Annotated in this window: 19 protein-coding genes; 13 read left to right on the forward strand and 6 right to left on the reverse strand. The window is 38.1% G+C overall.

The features are described 5' to 3' along the window. Positions 1 to 207: 207 nt before the first annotated feature. From IEX29_RS27170 to xylA, 5 genes are all read right to left on the reverse strand, one after another. Positions 208 to 315 (reverse strand): SDR family oxidoreductase, encoded by a 108-nt coding sequence (locus IEX29_RS27170; RefSeq protein WP_188733054.1) that lies wholly within the window; start codon positions 313 to 315, stop codon positions 208 to 210. Positions 316 to 380: 65 nt separating this feature from the next. Beyond that, a complete protein-coding gene (gene nhaC / locus IEX29_RS02445) occupies positions 381 to 1,814 on the reverse strand; it encodes a Na+/H+ antiporter NhaC (RefSeq protein ID WP_188732894.1) in 1,434 nt (477 codons plus the stop codon). Further along, the gene (locus IEX29_RS02450; RefSeq protein WP_188732895.1) at positions 1,814 to 2,983 is read right to left on the reverse strand and encodes a MalY/PatB family protein; all 1,170 of its coding nucleotides are present in this window, start codon (positions 2,981 to 2,983) and stop codon (positions 1,814 to 1,816) included. Before IEX29_RS02450 ends, nhaC begins: the two co-directional genes overlap by 1 nt. Positions 2,984 to 3,024: 41 nt before the next feature. Continuing rightward, positions 3,025 to 4,521, reverse strand: coding sequence for a xylulokinase (xylB, locus tag IEX29_RS02455; protein WP_188732896.1), 1,497 nt, complete (start codon positions 4,519 to 4,521; stop codon positions 3,025 to 3,027). A gap of 34 nt (positions 4,522 to 4,555) precedes the next feature. Then, complete coding sequence (gene xylA, locus IEX29_RS02460) at positions 4,556 to 5,878, reverse strand: xylose isomerase (RefSeq protein ID WP_188732897.1); 1,323 nt, start codon at positions 5,876 to 5,878, stop codon at positions 4,556 to 4,558. A gap of 147 nt (positions 5,879 to 6,025) precedes the next feature. Between xylA and IEX29_RS02465 the strand changes: the two genes are divergently transcribed. The 7 genes from IEX29_RS02465 to IEX29_RS02495 all read left to right on the forward strand — a co-directional run bounded on the left by IEX29_RS02465 (position 6,026) and on the right by IEX29_RS02495 (position 13,468). Beyond that, positions 6,026 to 7,222 (forward strand): ROK family transcriptional regulator, encoded by a 1,197-nt coding sequence (locus IEX29_RS02465; RefSeq protein ID WP_188732898.1) that lies wholly within the window; start codon positions 6,026 to 6,028, stop codon positions 7,220 to 7,222. A 24-nt stretch (positions 7,223 to 7,246) separates the two neighbouring features. Next, positions 7,247 to 8,278 carry an aldose epimerase family protein gene (locus tag IEX29_RS02470; RefSeq protein ID WP_229720057.1) on the forward strand — a complete coding sequence of 344 codons (1,032 nt, stop codon included), beginning with the start codon at positions 7,247 to 7,249 and terminating at the stop codon, positions 8,276 to 8,278. Between the two features lie 189 nt (positions 8,279 to 8,467). Further along, positions 8,468 to 10,438, forward strand: coding sequence for a BglG family transcription antiterminator (locus IEX29_RS02475; protein ID WP_188732899.1), 1,971 nt, complete (start codon positions 8,468 to 8,470; stop codon positions 10,436 to 10,438). 15 nt (positions 10,439 to 10,453) lie between these two features. Next, positions 10,454 to 10,927: a PTS sugar transporter subunit IIA gene (locus IEX29_RS02480; protein WP_188732900.1), complete on the forward strand. Its 474-nt coding sequence runs from the start codon at positions 10,454 to 10,456 to the stop codon at positions 10,925 to 10,927. Between the two features lie 2 nt (positions 10,928 to 10,929). Beyond that, complete coding sequence (locus IEX29_RS02485) at positions 10,930 to 11,235, forward strand: PTS fructose transporter subunit IIB (protein ID WP_188732901.1); 306 nt, start codon at positions 10,930 to 10,932, stop codon at positions 11,233 to 11,235. A 21-nt stretch (positions 11,236 to 11,256) separates the two neighbouring features. Next, complete coding sequence (locus IEX29_RS02490) at positions 11,257 to 12,267, forward strand: PTS fructose transporter subunit IIC (RefSeq protein WP_188732902.1); 1,011 nt, start codon at positions 11,257 to 11,259, stop codon at positions 12,265 to 12,267. Positions 12,268 to 12,286: 19 nt separating this feature from the next. After that, positions 12,287 to 13,468 carry a MalY/PatB family protein gene (locus tag IEX29_RS02495; RefSeq protein ID WP_188732903.1) on the forward strand — a complete coding sequence of 394 codons (1,182 nt, stop codon included), beginning with the start codon at positions 12,287 to 12,289 and terminating at the stop codon, positions 13,466 to 13,468. An 88-nt stretch (positions 13,469 to 13,556) separates the two neighbouring features. On the opposite strand, the gene IEX29_RS02500 is transcribed toward IEX29_RS02495, so the two are convergent. Further along, positions 13,557 to 14,861 (reverse strand): acetamidase/formamidase family protein, encoded by a 1,305-nt coding sequence (locus IEX29_RS02500; protein ID WP_188732904.1) that lies wholly within the window; start codon positions 14,859 to 14,861, stop codon positions 13,557 to 13,559. 185 nt (positions 14,862 to 15,046) lie between these two features. On the opposite strand from IEX29_RS02500, the gene murQ reads away from it, so the two are divergent. From murQ to IEX29_RS02530, 6 genes are all read left to right on the forward strand, one after another. Then, positions 15,047 to 15,934, forward strand: coding sequence for an N-acetylmuramic acid 6-phosphate etherase (murQ, locus tag IEX29_RS02505; RefSeq protein ID WP_188732905.1), 888 nt, complete (start codon positions 15,047 to 15,049; stop codon positions 15,932 to 15,934). 2 nt (positions 15,935 to 15,936) lie between these two features. Beyond that, entirely contained in the window at positions 15,937 to 16,314 is a 378-nt protein-coding gene (locus tag IEX29_RS02510) for a PTS sugar transporter subunit IIA (RefSeq protein ID WP_188732906.1), read from the forward strand. 66 nt (positions 16,315 to 16,380) lie between these two features. Continuing rightward, complete coding sequence (locus IEX29_RS02515) at positions 16,381 to 16,848, forward strand: PTS sugar transporter subunit IIB (RefSeq protein ID WP_188732907.1); 468 nt, start codon at positions 16,381 to 16,383, stop codon at positions 16,846 to 16,848. Positions 16,849 to 16,865: 17 nt separating this feature from the next. Next, positions 16,866 to 18,443 (forward strand): PTS system mannose/fructose/sorbose family transporter subunit IID, encoded by a 1,578-nt coding sequence (locus IEX29_RS02520; RefSeq protein ID WP_188732908.1) that lies wholly within the window; start codon positions 16,866 to 16,868, stop codon positions 18,441 to 18,443. Between the two features lie 15 nt (positions 18,444 to 18,458). Further along, positions 18,459 to 19,166: an N-acetylmannosamine-6-phosphate 2-epimerase gene (locus IEX29_RS02525; protein ID WP_188732909.1), complete on the forward strand. Its 708-nt coding sequence runs from the start codon at positions 18,459 to 18,461 to the stop codon at positions 19,164 to 19,166. Between the two features lie 12 nt (positions 19,167 to 19,178). Further along, positions 19,179 to 20,030, forward strand: a complete 852-nt coding sequence (locus tag IEX29_RS02530; protein WP_188732910.1) for a MurR/RpiR family transcriptional regulator — start codon at positions 19,179 to 19,181, stop codon at positions 20,028 to 20,030. Positions 20,031 to 20,037 lie beyond the last annotated feature (7 nt).

Here is a 20,037-nt window from a genome sequence, read left to right on the forward strand (position 1 = left end):
AAAACCTTCAATATAAGAATTTCTAAGTAATTGATTTAAATTTCACATCAAGTAAAAAACACCTCTCTTTTTTGGTACAGATGATTTGTCTGGAATGACCACCAAATTAGCAGAGGTGTCTTTTATTATGCTGAGACAAATGATAGTCTACACTAAAACCAATCAGCATCTAAACTTTTCCCATCAGTAACAAGTAACAATACACCATCAATTCAACACATATCCCGCATCCACATATAAATTCTTCCCTGTAACATTTTTTGCATAATCCGAACAAAAGAATACGCAGGATTTTGCTACATCATCAGCAGCAATTTATTATTATCCGCTTACGTAACTAACCAAAAATAAAATACAGGTCAACCATCTGCTTCAAACCTCTATTCATTCGAAGCCTTTTTCCCTTCCTCTTGCTCGTCATCTAATTTCGCAATACCTATTCCGGTATATCCCCAAATAAGAGCGAAGATAACTCCTGTGTAACATAATACAGCCCAAGGCAAGTAAGATAACGTTGCCACGCCTAACGTACCAGCCATATACGCTCCTGCAGCTGTCCAAGGTAATATCGGTTCAATAACCGTTACCGAATCTTCAATTGTTCTGGATAAATTCTTCGGATGTAAACCTCTTTTCACATAGGCATCTTTCAGTGATTCCCCAGGTATTATAATCGAAACTTGTCCATTACTTGTTACACCAATTGTAGTTAATCCAGTAATAACAGTAGTTAGAATCAAACCTCCAGTTCCTTTAACTAATTTCAATAGATTTCGGATAATAACATTTAAGGAATCAGAGACCATCATCGTTGCAGCAAAGGTGATTGCGCAGATTGCAATTAATAATGTATTCATCATCGACATCATTCCGCCACGATCCAACAAATTCGGGATATCTTCTACCACTTGAGACGGTTCTAATCCAACCATAGAAATATCAAATCCATTTACTGTAGCTATAACTACTTGGCTGATGGATGCTCCTTCAAAAACCATCGCATTTATTAAAGCTATAAATGAAGCGATAAGCATGACAGGGATCGTCGGTTTTTTCATAATCGCACCAGCTAACACGATAGCCAAAGGGAGTAAGTACAATAGATTCCAGTGGAATGTTTCCCTTAATGTATCCATAATCAAGTAAACATTATCTGGTATACTTCCTGTACCACCCGAGATAATATATCCGGCTATTAAATAAACCACGCCAGCAACAATAAAACCTGGTCCTGTTGTCCATATCAAATGTTTAATATGTTCATAGAGATCCACCCCTGTTGAAAGAGATGCCAAATTTGTTGTATCTGATAGCGGAGATAATTTATCGCCGAAATATGCTCCGGAGACAACCGCTCCAGCAACTGCTGCTAAGTTCGTATCCATGCCAATCGCTACGCCCATAAAAGCTACACCAATACTGCCCGCGGAGCCCCATGAGGTACCCGTAAAAATAGATACAATAGCCGTAACGAGAAAGGCAGTAACAAGTAAAAATTTAGGGCTAATAATCTCTAACCCATAATAAATAAGCATAGGGATAGTTCCACCTATCATCCAGGAACCAATCATAAAACCAACCGTAATCAAGATTAAAATAGCTGGCATAATCTTTCCAATTTTTTCAGATACAGATGTAAGAATTTCATCATAACTGTAGCCAAGATAAATCGCAATAATACCAGCAATAATCGCAGAAACAATAATCAACGGCTCTGGTGGCAAATCATACATTCCTATCCCAACACTTAGTAAGATAAGCATACTCAAAACAGGTATCAAAGCTAAGAATAAACTAGGCTGTTTTTTCATCATTAATCCCTCACTCTAATTTTTGGATAATGTACTTTCATTCTGTGTAAAGCTTCTTGCAATCTTGCTCTTTGGGTTGCAATATTTATTCTAAAAAATCCTTCACCATCTGTACTAAATGAAGAACCTAGAGATACCGCAACTTTTGATTCATTAAACAGCCACTTTCTAATAGCCTTTTCATTTAAGCCTGTACTACTATAATCAATCCATAGCATGTATGTGCCTTCCCAATGAACAATATGCAGTTCAGGAAAATGCGCAGCTATATAATTTCTTATAAATTCATAATTCTCATAAATATAGCTTTTAACATCAGCTATCCAATCTTCTCCATATAAATAAGCTTGTTCTAGCGCCAAAGCAGAAAAATATACAGGGTTATGAAATCCAGTTTGTTTTAAAACATGCTGGAATTTTTCACGAAGCTGTTGATTCGGTATAATAATATTCGAAACCTCTAAGCCTGGTATATTAAATGTCTTAGCTGGCGACGTACATACAATAAATTTGTCTTCTATCCCCTTCACTTTACCAATAGGAATATATGGCTTGTCCCATGTAAAATCCGCATGTACTTCATCCGAAATAAGAAGGACATCATATTTTACACATAAATTACTCAAATGAATCAATTCTTCTTCATTCCATACCCTGCCTACCGGGTTATGCGGGGAACAGAGAATAAATACCTTTGCACCCGAAGCAAATTTCCTCTCCAAATCTTCAAAATCCATCTCATAGCTCTCGTTTTTATAACGCAGCGGATTTGTTACGAGTGTCCGGTCATTTAATTCAACAGCGTTTTGCAATGGTTGATATAATGGCGTTTGCACAACAATCCTATCTCCAACATTCGTGAAATTCTGGATAATCAAAGAAACCGCTTGTATAATTCTTGGACAGAACACAATCCAACTCCGATTAACCTCCCAAGCATATCTTTTATTCATCCATTCCTGTACAGCTTGGAAATATCGTTCGGAGAGATTCGTATACCCATAGATTCCATGATTTGCAGCCTTCTCCATAGCCTCAATGACTTCGTTTGTTGTAGGAAAATCCATATCAGCTACGGAAAGGGGAATAACATCTTCTGATTGTGTATCACGAATAGCTTCTTCCCACTTAGCTGAATTCGTTTTTCTTCTATCTATCAATTCATCAAACATTTATATTCCCGCCTTCCCATTTTTCATTAACCAAAAGGAAACTATCGCAGCTTTAATAGTCCTTTACATACATCCTTTGTAGCTGGATAAACACTGCGATACAACGTAAATAATTCTTTATATTTTTGCACATTTTCTTCTATCGGTTTATACACTTTATCTTCCTTCAAAAATGTATCCGCACATGATTGCAATGAGTCAAACCAGCCACAACCATACGCTGCAAGCATAGCAGCTCCCATGCCGGGTCCTTGTTCACTTTGTAATTTGATTATATCAGCGTTAAAAATGTCAGCTTGCATCTGCAGCCAATATTCATTTTTGGCACCGCCTCCAATAGATACGATTTGTCCAATTTTTTTCCCTTGGCTGCGGAAGATTTCAATGGACTCATTAAGAGAAAAAGTAATCCCTTCCAATACCGACCGTGTAAAATGTTTCCGTTCATGGAGGGCATCCATTCCAATAAAGCTTCCGCGAATAGTTGCATCTACATGCGGGCTTCTTTCACCAACAATATAAGGAGTAAACAATAACCCATTCGAGCCAATCGGAACGCTGCCTACATCTTGCAACAAGGTTTCGTAATCCATATCTTTAGCGAACACATCTTTAAACCACGATAAACTGTATCCAGCTGCAAGGGTAACTCCCATGGCATAAAAACCATCTGGTGCAGCATGGTTAAAGTAATGGACTTTCCCGCCGAAATCTGAATCATCGCTCGTTTCATAGGAAAGAACAACACCAGACGTTCCAATACTTGCAAGGGTTTTCCCTTCTGTTAAAACGCCTGCTCCAATGGCGCCACATGCATTATCAGCACCACCTGCAAAAACACTTGTAGCGGGATGAAGTCCTGTAACCTGAGCTATTTCATTGGTAATCGTGCCGATCTCCGTATGAGAATCGATTAATGGCGGGCAAATATCCGGATCGATATCCAATGCATTACAAATATCCTCACTCCAGGCTTTTTTAGTTATATCAAGCAGTAACGTACCTGCTGCGTCAGAGTATTCCATCTGTAATTTGCCAGTTAACCGGTAACGGACATAGTCTTTTGGTAAAACAAAGCGGACTGCTTGTTGAAAAATATCCGGTTCATGATTTTTTACCCAAAGCAGTTTCGGAAGGGTAAACCCTTCCAATGCTAGATTTTTAGTAATTTCTAATAAGCGCTCTCGACCGATACGCGTTTCTATTTCTTCACATTCTTTGGTTGTTCTTGTATCATTCCAGAGAATGGCTCTGCGTAATACGTGACCTTTCTTATTTAAAAGAACCAGACCATGCATTTGCCCAGAGAAACTTATTCCTTCAATATCTTGGGCATCACCGTTGAAAGCCTCAAGTAACTCTGTCAAGCCAGCTATAGTTTGTTTCACCCAATCTTCCGGGTCCTGCTCGCTATATCCCGCTTTTTCTTGAAACAGCTGGCAGGGCTTTGAAACTTCCTCAACCACTTTTCCATTCTGATTTACCAAAAGAAGCTTGACGGCGCTTGTACCTAAATCAACACCAATAACGTATTTCACTGCTGCTCACTTCCTTTTTCCAGAAACATTCTTATTATTTCACAAATGTTGTTAACAAGTATTGGTTAATAGTTGCTTTTATTTGTTCGAGTTTACCAGATTTATTTGTAATATCTGTTAATTCTAACGCATGTTTTTCCAACTGATGAAAATCAGTCTTTCCTTCTACAATATCTAACCCAATACCACTGCGATAGCTTTCATAACGATCATCCACGATATTTTCAAGTACCTTATCATCAATCAATCGCTGAGCAACTTTCAAACCAACAGCAAAACCATCCATTCCTGCGATATGGGCACGGAATAAATCTTCTGGAGTAAAGGAGCCCCGGCGCACTTTCGCATCAAAGTTCAACCCGCCGTTTCCTAATCCATTGTTTTTGAGAATCTCATACATAGCAAGAACGTTCGAATAAATATCTGTCGGAAATTCGTCTGTATCCCACCCAAGCAGTGGATGTCCCTGGTTCGCATCAACGGAGCCTAACATTCCATGAATTCTGGCGTAACGAAGCTCGTGTTCAAACGTATGGCCAGCCAATGTCGCATGATTTGCTTCAATATTGAACTTAAAATCATCTTGTAAACCATAGCGTTGCAGGAATGCATAGCCACTTGCCACATCAAAGTCATATTGATGTGTCGTTGGTTCTTTTGGTTTTGGCTCAATTAAGAATTGGGCATCAAATCCAATCTCTTTTGAATAGTCTACTGCCATATGGAAGAAACGGCCAAGATTATCCATCTCTAATTTCATATCTGTATTTAACAGGGTTTCGTACCCCTCGCGTCCACCCCAGAAAACATAACTTTCTGCTCCTAGTTCTTTTCCAACTTCCAAACCTTTCTTCACCTTAGCAGCCGCGTATGCGAATACATCAGCATGGTTGGAAGAAGCAGCACCATGAACAAAACGCGGATGACTAAAATTATTTGCTGTATTCCATAATAGTTTTACCTTACTGTCTTTCATATAATTTTTGATCATGGCTACAATCGTATCCAAGTTTGCATTTGTTTCTTTTAATGTATCTCCCTCAGGAGCAATATCGACATCATGGAAACAAAAATAAGGTACATTTAATTTCTCAAAGAACTCAAACGCCGCCTCTACACGTGCTTTTGCTAAATCCAAACCTTTATATTGATTCCAAGGCCGAATGGCAGTACCTGTTCCAAATGGATCAGAAAGATCTTCGGTGAAAGTATGCCAGTATGCCACACCAAAACGGAGAATCTCCTCCATCGTTTTACCGCCAACAACCTCTTCCGGATTATAAAATTTGAATGCATATGGATTAGTGGATGCTGCTCCCTCATAATTTACTTTATTTACCGTTTTAAAATATGTCATTTTATTTTCCTCCAATTGTAAAAATGTAACTGCTTTCACTAAGAGTGTATCATTCTAATCTTAGTTTGTCTATTGTCTGAACTAAGTTTTATTTTTATTTTTTTGTATGCTAAAATAGAGAAAAATAGAAAAAGGGGCAGGAATCGAATGAAAGCGAATAAAACTTGGAACCAGTATGTCGTTAAGCAAGAAAATAAAATGCTCGTCCTGGACATGGTAAGGGCTAATTCCACTATCTCCAGAGCTGAAATCGCAAACAGAACAGGGTTAAACAAAGGTACTGTCTCTTCCCTTGTCAACGAATTATTGGAAGAAAAATTGATTAATGAATTTGGACCAGGTGAATCGAGTGGTGGCAGAAAACCACTTATCCTATCCTTTAATCATCATGCTGGATATTCTATTGGCGTGGACTTAGGCGTAAATTATATTTTAGGTATGGTAACCGATCTAAACGGAAATATCTTATTTGAAAAACATTCCTCCATTCATCATCTTACATACGAAGAAACCCTGGAAGAATTATATCAGATGATCGACACACTGATAGCTCATACCCAAGAAAGTCCCTATGGGCTTATCGGAATTGGCGTAGGTGTACCTGGTATTGTAGATAAATCAAAGAAAATTCTTCTTGCTCCAAATCTGAAATGGGAAAATGTTGATTTGAAAATGATTTTAGAAAACAGATATAGTGTCCCAGTAACTATCGAGAATGAAGCCAACGCCGGAGCTCACGCGGAAAGAAGATTTGGTATCGGAAAAGGTTACCATAATATTTTATATATCAGTGTTGGTATTGGTATCGGTGTAGGTATCATTATTCAAGATGAACTATACGTCGGCAACAATGGGTTCTCTGGAGAATTCGGCCATATGACAATTGAAACAAGCGGTGAAAAATGCAGCTGCGGCAATGTAGGATGTTGGGAACTATATGCCTCGGAGAAAGCATTACTAAGAGGAATTGAAGGTTTAGAAAGAGAAGATTTAATGCATACTGAATTTTCTTTGGAACATATTATCACTTTGGCAGAACAGGATGACCAACAAATTATAGAAATAATAGAATCGGTAGGGAAATATTTAGGAATAGGCATAAATAATATGATTAATATTTTTAATCCAGAACAAGTCATTATTGGTAACCGAATTGCAAAGGCACAACCATGGCTGCAGCCAACATTAACGAAATGGATCGAAGAACATTCATTATGGTTTAGCCAAAAGGACTTACAAATCGATTTTGCTGAATTAACTACTCATTCTACAGCTTTGGGTGTAGCTGCATTCTCTGTAGAGATTTTTTTGAAAAATCATCTTCAGAAAGTAACTAAAATATAAAGCACCAAAAGGAGCTGACAACCGTTGAACATCATCGAAAATCAAATGACAAATAACATTAAAACTTATTCTTTAACAAATAATTCCGGGATGATAGTTAATGTATTGAATTATGGAGGGGTTATTACCGATATCATTGTCCCTGACCGAGAAGGGGCAATGGAAAACATCGTTCTTGGCTATCCTAAACTAGAAGACTATGAAACAGACCCATTCTACTTCGGCGCGATTATAGGCCGCGTTGCCGGAAGAATTCAAGACAGCCTTTTTTCTATCAATGATAACAACTATCGATTAGAAAAGAATGAAGGTAACCATCATCTGCATTCCGGGGGCTTTGGATTTCATCAAGTAATTTGGAACGTAGAACCTTTTCTGAAAGATGAAATAGCAGGATTAAAATTAACACATCGAAGTGTCAATGAGGAAGGCGGTTACCCAGGAACGGTTGATGTGGAAGTGACCTATTCCTTACACGCTGATAATCAATTTCGGATCAAGTATAGAGCAACTACCGATAAAACGACACCTCTCAGCTTGACGAACCATACCTATTTTAACCTTGCTGGAAATGCAAAGCATACTGTAGAAAATCATCTCGTAACCATGGATAGCAGGAAGGTGTTACCACTAGATTCTGCGCTCATTCCGACAGGAGAGATATGGAACGCTAAAGGGACCCCCTTCGACTTCCGGAAAGGACGCAAATTGCGTGATGGTCTTCTTTCTCAACATGACCAAAACCAAATCGTTGGCGGCGGGTACGACCATTTCTTCCAATTTGACCACTCAGATCAATCCAATGTGACTGTATTTGATGAAAACTCTGGCCGGATAATGCAAGTTAAAACAGACCAGCCGGGTATGGTCATGTATACGGCAAATAGCTTACCTTATGGTATCTCATTAAAAGGAAGCATGTCCGAACCATATCTGGGAGTTTGTTTTGAAACCCAAGCGCCATCTGCGTCGTTACATCACGCTGGTTTGCCTAAAATATTACTGGAACCAGATGAAATTTATCATAAGGAAACGGTATTTACATTTAGTACCTAGTCGCTCATTTTTTATCATTCGCAGAGGAAACATACTGATTTCTCTGCGAATGATAAACCCAGATTGGGTTCCCTCTTTATCCCCTCCTCCCCCATTCGCTTTAAGTAACCCATTTCCTCTACCTAACGGAAAAAGACTCCCTGTGCACCTTTAGATTCATTAACTAAAATAAAATTAGGGGGATATAAAATGTCCTTATATTTAACCTTAAGAATGTCAGAAATAATGAAGATACTTTCTTCAACAAATGAATTTATCACAAGTGATAAACTCGCATTGAAATTGGGGGTGACATCAAGAACGATACGTGAAGATATCAAAACAATAAATTATAAAATGAAAGAATTCAACACAGAAATTGTATCCAAAAAGAGTAAAGGCTATAAAATAACTGCAGAATCTGAAGACCAGCTAAAAAAATTGCTTTATAAAGTGGAAGCAGAAAATTATCTGCTTGATAATCCGTCCGTCACTGTCACACCTGAAGATAGAGTACAATTCATCATTAAAAGACTCTTATATGCTAATAAGAGCATAAAAATTGAAGCATTTATGAATGAGTTGTACGTAAGTGAATCCACGATTAAGAATGACTTGAAGAGAATAAAGCAGATTCTAAATAGCTATAACATTAAAATAGTTAAAGACCATCAGGGAATTAGAGCAGATGGAAATGAAGTTAATAAACGATTCTGCATTTCTGATTACTTTATACACAGTGAAGAATTTGATAGCCGTTTGATTCTTAAACTTGTCAACAGCTTTGGTTATTACTTCTTTGAGGATGATATAAATAAAATTAAAAAAATAATCCTCGATGAATTAAGTAGAAATGATATGGAAGTCATGGATGATACCTTAAATAAAATCGTCATTCATATCATGATTGCCATCGGCAGAATTAAAAGCGGCCAGCATATCAGCTCTATCAACCATATCGAGTTTCTCAAAAAGGAGAATGAATACAGAATAGCTGAAAAGATTAATAAATCTATTGAAACACTTTATGATATCCAGAATCCTGAACAGGAAATTGAGTATGTTGCTTTACATTTAGTTGGCAACAGATTAGGTAAAAAAGGAGAAATATCTTTTCCAAATCTGAAATTATATTTAGGCAAAGACATCTTTCAATTAACGATGGAGATTATGGAACAAACTAAAATCGGCTTGAAGGGCCTGCATATTGATGAGGATGAAGAATTATTTTATAGTCTCGGCCTGCACTTGAAACAATTAGTAACAAGACTCACCTTCAATATGAATATCCGAAATCCGATGATTGATGAAATAAAAATTAAATATCCACTTGCATTTGAAACAGGTGTTATTGCAGCACATTGTGTGGAAAAAGCTACAGGTTTTCAGGTAAATCAAAATGAAATCGGATTTTTAGCTTTACATTTGGGCGCAGCTATTGAAAGACAACGGATAAAATACGTATCGAAGAAGAAAATTGCATTGGTATGTGCTTCAGGAATGGCAACGTCAGAGCTGCTTCTAACAAAGCTGTCTCACGTACTGGGTAACAGCTATAACCTTATTGGCGTATATGCTCTGCATCAGCTGGATGAACTTTTAAAACAAAAACCCGACTTTATTTTGACGACTGTTCCAATTGAAAGGCATCTGGAAATACCGGTCGTACATGTGCCGTCTATTTTGGATGATAAGGATATCGTAACAATTCAGAATACATTAAAGAAAATACATAACAAAAATAAAATCATCCAACCATTTTTCCGCAGAGAATTGTTTTTCCAGAATTTAAAACCGGAAACAAAAACGGAGATGCTGGAAACGATGACAAAAGCGATGATTCAACAGGGTTTTATAGAAAAAGAAATCCGGGATTCTATTATGGAACGTGAACGAATATCTCCTACCTCCATTGGAAACATGGTTGCCATTCCCCACCCGCTGCATATGCTCTCCAGTCAATCCTTTATCTGCACTGCTATATTGGAGAAACCATTAAAATGGTCAGACGCAGAGGAAGTCCAATTAGTGATAATCATCGTTTTGGAAAAAAGACTGCAGACAAAATTTCAGGAGATATTCGAATCTTTGTACGAAATTATTCAGTCACCTGAAAATGTAAAAAAACTATGTTTGTCTAAAAATTATGACGCATTCTTAGACATTATTGAGTCTATTTAGTTAGGAGAATCATCTATGAATAAATCAGAATTAATAAATGACAGTTTAGTTGAGCTTAATGTCGAAGCACGATCAAAAGAAGAAGCATTGAGAAAAATTGCTGATCTTGTTTTGAAAGCCGGATGCGTAAAAAGTGCAGAAGCTTATTACCATGGAATGATGGAACGAGAAAAAAACGCAACAACCGGGTTTGGCAGCGGAATTGCAATCCCCCATGCAAAAATGAAAGAAGTGCTTAAGCCCGCTATCTGCGTAATAACACTAAAAGATGCTGTCGATTGGAAAGCAATGGATGATAAACCGGTGCAGTTATTGATCGCATTAGCTGTTCCGACCGAACATGAAGGAAACTTTCACTTGAAATTATTAGCAACGTTATCAGAGAACCTGATGGAAGAACATTTCATCCATTCATTACTTTCAGCAAGTACGAAACATGAAATTCTTACAACTATTACTGATATTTTCACAGACAAAGGAGAGATTTAATCATGAATATTTTAGCAGTAACTGCATGTCCAGCCGGGGTAGCGCATACGTATATGGCAAAAAAAGGGTTAGAAAAAGCAGCAAAAAAGATGGGACACAAAATAAAAGTAGAAACGCAAGGCTCTATGGGAATCGAAAATGAAATCAAAGCAACAGACTTGGAAAAAGCTGATTTAGTCATTTGGGCAATTGATACAAAGATCGAAAAAGCAAACAGGTTTGATGGTAAAACTATTCACGAAGTCCCTGTTGCAGCCGCAGTTAAGAATGCTGCGAAGGTCATTGAGGATGCAATAGCAAAACTATAAAAAAAAACAGGAGTGAGACCTATGTGGAACGCAGCTAAAAAACATCTGATGACCGGGGTTTCTTATATGATTCCTATTGTCGTCGCTGGCGGTATATTACTTTCATTAGGAGTAATCATTGGTGAAGATACAGCTCTAGGCGAACAGTTATCTAACTATGGAGTATGGGCTTTAGGTTTGATGGTTCCAATGATTTCAGGTTATATTTCTTATTCCATTGCTGACAGGCCAGGAATTGCAGTTGGTTTAGCAAGCGGTGTGTTTGCATCTGAACTTGGTACTGGATATATCGGCGGTATTTTGGTCGGTTTCTTCGCAGGCTGGATCACCAACCAGTTGAAAAAAATACCGATGCATCCCAACATAGCAGTAATTAAGCCGATTATGATCATCCCAGTACTTGGTATTGGTGCTTCCGCCATTTTCATGTCGTTAATTTCCATGCCACTAGCCCCGGCAATGACAGGGTTGGAAAACTGGCTAAATTCTATGGAGGGCAACAATCTATTAATCTTAGGATTTATTATTGCAGCAATGATGGCATTTGATATGGGCGGACCCGTTAATAAAATCGCTTTGGCATTCTGTTATGCTACATTGGCTGAAGGAATTTATGCTCCTATGGCAGCTTGCTGGATCGGTATTATGGGGGCACCGCTGGGACTGTCTTTAGCGACACTGATCTTCCCTAAAAAATTCTCAAAATCTGAGAAGACTAACGCAATTCCAGCTGCATTGATGGGGACATTAGGAATTACGGAAGGCGCTATTCCCTACGCAGTAGCTACACCTTTAAAAGTAATTCCAACCATCACGATTGGTTCAGGTATTGGCGGGGGTATTGCATTAATGCTCGGTGCGCAATCTCCAATCCCTGCGGCAATCGGTATCTGGGGACTGCCATTTGTAAACGGTCCATTCATGTTATTAATTGGTCTTATCACTGCCGTAATCATTATCGCATTCACAGTAGGATTTTGGCGCAAGGAAAGCGACGTAGAAGAATCAGAAGATACAGGGCTATCGTTTTAATTTTCCAGGAGGTGCTTTTTTGACTATTCCATTTGATAGAGTCATTAATCGAAAAGGAACGTATAGCACACAATGGGATTTCACTAAAGACCGTTTCGGTAAAAGTGATGTGCTCCCTTTTTCCATATCAGATATGGATTTTCAAAGTCCGCCTGAGATTTTGCAGGCGATGGAAGAATATGCAGCACACGGGATATTTGGCTATACGAGGTGGAATCACAATGCGTATAAATCAGCCATCACCTATTGGTACAAATCTCGTTTTACTGCCAATATGCCTGCTGATTGGATTGTTTATAGTCCAAGTGTTATTTATTCAATTTCCAAATTAATCGAAATTCTAACAGAGGAAGACGATCAAATCATCCTGCAAACTCCGGGATACGATGCTTTTTTTAAACAGTTATCCGCATCTGGCCGAGAAATGGTCATGAATCCCCTGCTCTATAAAGAAGGCTCGTATGCCATTGATTTTGATTTATTGGAAAAGCAGCTCTCCAATCCCAATGCAAAAGTGCTGCTTTTCTGTAATCCGCATAACCCTACAGGGAGAGTCTGGAATCGTATTGAATTGCAGCATATTATCAAGCTATGTGAAAAGCATCAGGTAAAAATTATTTCCGATGATATTCATATGGATATTGTTTATCAAAATCACAGTTATACACCTATCACTAGTATAACGGGTAATCCAGACAATGTATTTATCTGTACCTCTGCCAGTAAGACATTTAATACACCAAGCTTAGGCGGATCCTATACATTTATCCCGGATGAAAAAGTAAGAGATCAATTTTTGACTATCATGAAGCAGCGCGACGGCTTATCAAGCGCATCTATATTCGGCCTGCTTTCTGTTATCAAAGGATATAATCATTCTGCATATTGGGTTGATAGTCTAGTGGACTACCTGTCTGAAAATATGAAGCTTGTATCTTCTTTTATCCAAAGCCAGCTTCCGGAGATAACCTTTAAGATCCCGGAATCCACATACCTTGCATGGATTGACTGCTCTAACCTGCAACCATCCGATGATGAAATTCAACATGCTTTAGTAAATACCGGGGATGTAGGAATTATGTCCGGCAGTGTTTATCATGTAAACAAAGGAAAGTTTTTGAGGATGAACGTTGGGTGTCCGCGCAGCAAATTGGTGTATGGTTTGGAAAGATTGGAGAAATCGATAAAAGCGATTGAGTAGGTTGTAAAAGTTATAAGACCAAAAGTACCCGATGTAATAGTACTATTTGATGAAGTTCTATTACATCGGTTTTTTCTAATTAAATATTCTATAAACAATAATGCTTTACCGCAATCTCCCCCAGTCCGGCATCTTCCAGTGCAGATAATGGTGCTAAAAATGTAACTGTCACAACCCCTGGATTACGTCCGATATCAACAGAACCCGTAACAGTCGCGCGGTTCATGACTTCTGGCACACTCATTCCAAGTACAGAAGCTGCGCGATTTAAACCATTATCCGTCGCTTCATTTAAATCTGCTCCCGTTCCGATAAATGAGACAGGAGCAGTCTCCTCGATTTTTTCAAAACCATATGCTTTAGCAACCTTTAAGGCTTCAGACTTTTCCCGTTCAGATAACGGCTTCCCATTATATGGAAGGTCCTCCTCAACCGGGAGTAAAATAGGCCCATCAATTTTAATACCTTTTAGCACGCTTACCTTTAACGTAGCAATTCCAGAAACATCCGTTGTATGCCCGGCAATTTCACCATTTCCCTGCATCGCGTGCATATCTCCAAGATAAATGCCGCCACCATCTGTTTTCACAGGGCAAATTAAAATTGCTCCTTCCCGAACCCGATTAATATCCATGTGCCCATCTGTACGTTCTTCCAGCTGTTCTTTCGTTATACCGTAATCGTGGGGAGCGTCCAGCAAGAACTGTCCAAAGTCTCCTGCATTATGAGAATCCGGCATAGCTCTGGCAGGCGTTGTCCCGATTTGTCCTAAAAAAGGCCGAACTCTGGCGACCATACCTACAATGTCATGAGGAGCCACAGATACGATTGGATTTTGAACAGAGTGCTCAGGTGTGCACATATTTTTACGCCCTTCTTTTCCCACGGCTTCGGCTGCTTCTTTTGGCAGCGTAACTCCTATTGTTTTATCATCATCAAAGGCAATGGTGTATCCGTTCGTGAACTGAAAAGGATTAACTGCTGCTCCGCAATTTGAACACCGGACTGCTTCTGACCCGACATCTGCTATAACCGTATCTGGATTGACGATTCCACATTCAGGACATTTCGCGTCTACAAAAGGATCAGAAATAAAATGACCTTCTACGGTACGGTCGTTACCGGAAGCAGTAACCATAGATGTTACTTGAATGGAAGAAATATGAATAGCTACCGCGTCCCCGACCTCCGCTCCTTCAACATAAACCGGCTGTGTCACTTCATGCCCGCCTTGAAGAGATGGTGTAATCATCGGTCCCCAGCATCCCGGTGCTGTATTAGCAATAATATATCCTCCGTCTTTCACCGGTCCAAGCATTGCTTTTTCTGGATCCAGGATTCCATCCGTAAAAGTATTCACATAGACAATCTGCTTTGCTGGCTCATTTTTCATTTTTGATCTCCTCCTTAATTATATTGTAAGCTCTTTCATTGGCTTGCACAAAGGAAAAAACTCTCTTTTATATTACATCACAAACCAAATTGCATAAAGTTTCATAAAAAATAAAATAAATATTGAAATTAAATTTCATAAGTGCTATTCTATTATTAATAAAAATCCAATAAGGAGGAGAAAAATTGGAACAGCTTTTAACAGAAAGTCGTAATAACCGAACCAAAAATCTCGACCAATGCAGCACGATTGAAATTATTCAATTAATGAATGAAGAAGAAAAAACAGTCGATCTTGCCATTGAGAACCAAGAAAAGAATATCGAAGCTGTAATTACTGAAATTACAAAATGCCTTGAGCAAAAAGGCAGATTAATTTATGTAGGCGCTGGAACGAGCGGCCGTCTTGGCGTCTTAGACGCGGCGGAATGTATCCCAACCTTTGGTGTATCTAAGAATCAGGTAATTGGCGTTTTAGCTGGAGGAAATAAAGCATTTGTTGAAGCAATAGAAGGAGTTGAAGATGACTTTAATCAAGGAAGCTCTGATTTGGAAGCGCTTAAAATATCCAGCAATGATATTGTTGTAGGAATTGCTGCAAGCGGACGCACACCTTATGTTTTAGGAGCTCTAAATTATGCGAAAGAAAAGAATGCGCAAACTGTAGCATTAGCATGTAATAAAGACTCGGAAATAGGCAAGTGTGCTCAACTGAAAATTGAGTTGGATGTTGGGCCGGAAGTACTTTCTGGTTCTACAAGATTGAAATCAGGAACAGCTCAGAAAAAAGTTTTAAATATGCTGTCTACCATTTCAATGATTCGTATTGGAAAAGTATATGAAAACTTGATGGTAGATGTAAAAGCAACCAATAAAAAATTAAAAAGAAGAGCTGAACGTATTTTGAGCACAGTTGGAGAAATCTCCCTGGAAGAAGCACAGCAAATCTTATCAAGAACAGATTATCAGTTGAAGCTGGCTATCCTTATGGTTAAGAAAAACTTGGAAATGAAAGAAGCAAAGCAGTTACTGGCTTCTAAAAATGGATTTCTTAGAGCAGCATTGGAGGATTAAATATGAGACAGATTATTTTAGCTGGACATGGTGATGGTTGTTTAGGCATGAAACAATCCACAGAAATGATTTTAGGAGAACAAACTCATTTATATGCTGTAAGCCTGAGCTCATCTGAAAGTGCACAAGATTATCATAAACGGCTTCATTCACTGATAGATAAAAGTAGAAAGAATGGCAATGATGAACTTTGGATATTAACAGATATTAAAGGAGGCACTCCAGGAAACGTAGCAACTCTGATTGGGAAAAAAGAGAAAAATATTACTGTGATTTCAGGTTATCATTTGGCTATGATTATTACAGCGTGCACAGATAGTCATATTACCGCTAACAACTTAATAGAAGAAACTAATAAAATGATAAAGAAAATAATTTAATAAAAGATGTTCAAAAAATCTATTTCCCTACTTCTTGAGCGTCTATAGAACTAAGGAGGAGTACAAATGAGTATTGCATTAACTAGAATAGATGAGAGATTAATCCACGGACAAGTAGCCTATTCATGGTCAGTTGCGTATCAAGTAGATGAAATTGTCGTAGTAGATGATGTACTGGTCCATGATGAAATGCAAAGAATGTTATTAGAAATGGCTGTTCCAGAGGGAAAGAAGTTTCAATTACTTTCTGTAGAAGAAGCAAGTAATTATTTTAAATCAGAAAATAAATTAAATACATTCTTAGTAGTGAAAGGGCCTCAGACTATCTTGGATTTAGTAAATCAAGGGGTTCATTTTGAGGAAATTAATGTAGGCGGAATGTATTTTAAAGAAGATAAGATAGAAATCACGAAAACGGTCTATCTGAATGAAGAAGAAAAAATGATTTTTCGGGATTTAGCTTCGAAGAATATTTATTTAGATGTGCGTACAGCTCCCAGCGATAAGTCAATTGACTTAATAAGCAGAATTTAATGGAAGGAGAAGTTTAAATGACATTGATAGCAGCTCTATTGTTGAGTGTTTTAGTAGCCCTTCTCATTACAGAAAATTACGGTTATGGTTATTGGATGATTAGCCGCCCGATTTTTGCTGGTCCATTAATTGGATTAATACTTGGAGATTTGCAAACTGGCTTAATCGTCGGTGCAAGTGTCGAGTTAATGTTTATGGGGGTGCTCCCTATTGGTGGATCTGTTCCCCCGAATGCACAAATTGCAGGAATTATCGGGACAATTTATGCTATTCAAGCTGACTCCACCGCTCTAGGTATTACTCTTGCTCTGCCGATTGGAATCTTAGCACAATTTTTAATCATGTTAGCTTGGAATTTAAACATTTATTTAGTCCATAAATCAGATAAAGCAATTGTCGATGGGAACACCAGGAAGATGGAACTCCTCCACCTGTCCGGGATACTCGTTTTCTTTAGTGTATTTTTCGTATCCTCTTTTCTTGCAATTTACTTTGGCAGCGATTTCGTTAGTCGTATAAATGACGCATTGCCTGGCTGGGTTTCCGGAGGCCTTGAAATTGCCGCAGGTCTGCTCCCGGCAATTGGGATGGCTATGCTATTGAAAATGATGGATCTTAAAAAGTTTTGGCCGTTCTTTTTAATTGGTTTTATATTATCTGTTTACTTAGAGCTGAATGTTCTAGCTGTATCTTTATTAGGTTTAGGGATAGCAGCAGGTATATCAGTGATCAGTAAATCAAAAGAAAATACAGAAACCTTTACAGCTGAAGATTCAACCTCGCAAAATGAGCAAAGTCTATTGAAGAAAAAAGATCTATGGCGTGTTTTTGTAAGATCATTTTTTAGTATGGCAAGTATCAATTATGAAAGATATATTAGCTTAGGCTTTGGCTATGCGATGGTTCCGGCTCTCAAACGCTTATATTCTGATGAGGGAGAATATAAGTCAGCTTTAAAAAGGCATAATGAATTTTTTAATTGTCACCCGTATACTGCAAACGTTGTATTAGGTGTTGCTGCAGCATTGGAAGAACAGAAAGCCCAACAGGGTGTTATTACCGACGAAACAATTGCATCTACGAAAACGGCTTTAATGGGACCCTTATCTGGTATTGGTGATTCCGTATTTAAAGCAACATTTATGACAATTTTTGCAGCAATAGGTGCTGGATTAGCACTTAACGGAAATATACTAGGTCCAATTATTTTCATTGTCCCCAATGTATTATTAAATGTCTTAACACGTTATTTTGGCGTTTTTTGGGGATATAAATTCGGTGTCCAGCTCATTGCTAAAATGAAAAGTTCTGATGTCATTCAGAAATTTGTTCAAGGAGCAACAATCGTTGGAATGATGGTTACCGGAGCCATGGTTGTGAACTTTGTAAAAATTGAATTAACCGCGGAATGGACGAGTGCCGGGAAAGAAATTATGCTTCAGGAACTGCTTGATCAAATTTTTCCGAGCCTTCTTCCACTGGTGATTACATTACTATTTTATTTCGCCCTAATTAAAAATAAGAAAGCAATTTATTGGCTGATGCTAATTTGCTTTGCGATTGGTTTAATAGGAAGACTTTTAAACATTATATAATGGAGGAATTGGTTTATGGAGAAAGAAGAGCTATTAAATGCTATCAGAGGCGGCCTGGTAGTTTCCTGCCAGGCACGCCAAGGATGGCCAATGTACGGAACAGACATCATGGTTGCTTTTGCTAAAGCAGCAAAACAAGGAGGAGCTGTAGGAATTCGCGCAACGGAGCCTCAAAATATCTCTGCTATAAAAAAAGCTGTGGATTTACCTATTATCGGGATTTACAAACAATGGTTTGAAGGCTTTGATGTCTATATTACTCCTACGTATGAAAGTGCGGCTGCTGTTATCGAAGCAGGCGCAGAAATAGTTGCCTTGGATGGAACAAAACGAAGCAGACCAAACGGAGAGAAATTAAAAGAAATTATTGCACGTATTCATGATAATTATCACGATGTTTTAGTCATGTCTGATTGTGATAATTTAGAGAGTGCATTATATGCAGAAGAATGTGGGACAGATATTGTTTCTACAACTCTATCGGGGTATACTGAAGAAACAAAGGATCAAAATAGTTTTAACTATGAATTCGTTAGTACGTTAAAAAATCACGTGAAAGTTCCAATTATAGCCGAGGGTCATATTTCTACACCTGAGGAATTGGTGTCAGCATATAAAAGTGGAGCCGATTCCGTAGTTATAGGTTCTGCTATTACCAGACCGGAGATTATTACAAAAAGATTTGTTGATAACCTTGAACAATTAAAAAAGAACACCATATAGGAGGGAGCCAGTGTGTCCTTGATTGAAAGCTTAAAATCTCAAGAGAATTTTACAAAGATTGAAATGAAAATTGCAAATTATACCCTGAATAATTTAGGCAAGATTTCCAGAATGACTATAAAAGAATACGCCATTGCTGCTAAAGTTAGTGAAGCAAGTGTTGTCCGCTTTTGTAAGCAGCTGGGAATTAAAGGGTTTCGTGATTTTAAGTTAGAGCTTAATCAGGAGCTGACTCTAAAAGAAAATAAAATTGGTTTTAATATTGTTCAAAAAGAACATGCTGATAAGTTATCTATGCGTGACATTTTCTTTAATACGCTGGAATTAGATAGACAGGCAGTTGAGCAGTTGCTTAATACACTGGATCTAAAGAATGTCGAGTCCACAGTTGCTGCCATCTTGAAGAGCCATACAGTTGTTACTTATGGTGCCGGTGCATCTGCGATGGTTGCAGAGGATTTAACGCATAAGTTTACTAAGCTTGGAATTAAAGTTTTTTTTAATCGGGATTTCCATTATATGCTCTCTTTAGTTTTAAACATGCAGCCTGGAGATGTATTTATCGCCATTTCCACTACTGGCGAAACGCAGGAAATTCTTGAACTTGTTGAACTGGCAAAAGAAAAGGGAGCAATTATTGTTGCTGTTACCACATTGCAGAAATCAACATTAGCTCGTAAAGCTCTGATTCCACTCTATACACCGATGCTGGAAGAATATTTTCGTGTTGCCAATATGGCGACACGAATTTCTCAGCTTGTAGTTGTCGATACATTATATATGAGTCTTTATGAAGAACTGGGAGATCAGATAATTGATCGATTCTATGAACTGAGAGATTCTGTTAATCGTTTTCGACGTTAATAGACTG

The sequence above is a fragment of the Oceanobacillus neutriphilus genome, from assembly GCF_014645515.1.
Classification (GTDB): Bacteria; Bacillota; Bacilli; order Bacillales; family Amphibacillaceae; genus Oceanobacillus; species Oceanobacillus neutriphilus.

What these genes read in the sequence shown, in the direction of transcription:
- nhaC (WP_188732894.1), bottom strand. Translation starts at nt 1,814, where the DNA reads ATGATGAAAAAACAGCCTAGTTTATTCTTAGCTTTGATACCTGTTTTG.
- IEX29_RS02525 (WP_188732909.1), top strand. Translation starts at nt 18,459, where the DNA reads ATGGAGAAAGAAGAGCTATTAAATGCTATCAGAGGCGGCCTGGTAGTT.
- xylA (WP_188732897.1), bottom strand. Translation starts at nt 5,878, where the DNA reads ATGACATATTTTAAAACGGTAAATAAAGTAAATTATGAGGGAGCAGCA.
- IEX29_RS02515 (WP_188732907.1), top strand. Translation starts at nt 16,381, where the DNA reads ATGAGTATTGCATTAACTAGAATAGATGAGAGATTAATCCACGGACAA.
- IEX29_RS02490 (WP_188732902.1), top strand. Translation starts at nt 11,257, where the DNA reads ATGTGGAACGCAGCTAAAAAACATCTGATGACCGGGGTTTCTTATATG.
- IEX29_RS02485 (WP_188732901.1), top strand. Translation starts at nt 10,930, where the DNA reads ATGAATATTTTAGCAGTAACTGCATGTCCAGCCGGGGTAGCGCATACG.
- IEX29_RS02465 (WP_188732898.1), top strand. Translation starts at nt 6,026, where the DNA reads ATGAAAGCGAATAAAACTTGGAACCAGTATGTCGTTAAGCAAGAAAAT.
- IEX29_RS02520 (WP_188732908.1), top strand. Translation starts at nt 16,866, where the DNA reads ATGACATTGATAGCAGCTCTATTGTTGAGTGTTTTAGTAGCCCTTCTC.
- IEX29_RS02475 (WP_188732899.1), top strand. Translation starts at nt 8,468, where the DNA reads ATGTCCTTATATTTAACCTTAAGAATGTCAGAAATAATGAAGATACTT.
- IEX29_RS02450 (WP_188732895.1), bottom strand. Translation starts at nt 2,983, where the DNA reads ATGTTTGATGAATTGATAGATAGAAGAAAAACGAATTCAGCTAAGTGG.
- IEX29_RS02500 (WP_188732904.1), bottom strand. Translation starts at nt 14,861, where the DNA reads ATGAAAAATGAGCCAGCAAAGCAGATTGTCTATGTGAATACTTTTACG.
- IEX29_RS02510 (WP_188732906.1), top strand. Translation starts at nt 15,937, where the DNA reads ATGAGACAGATTATTTTAGCTGGACATGGTGATGGTTGTTTAGGCATG.
- IEX29_RS02480 (WP_188732900.1), top strand. Translation starts at nt 10,454, where the DNA reads ATGAATAAATCAGAATTAATAAATGACAGTTTAGTTGAGCTTAATGTC.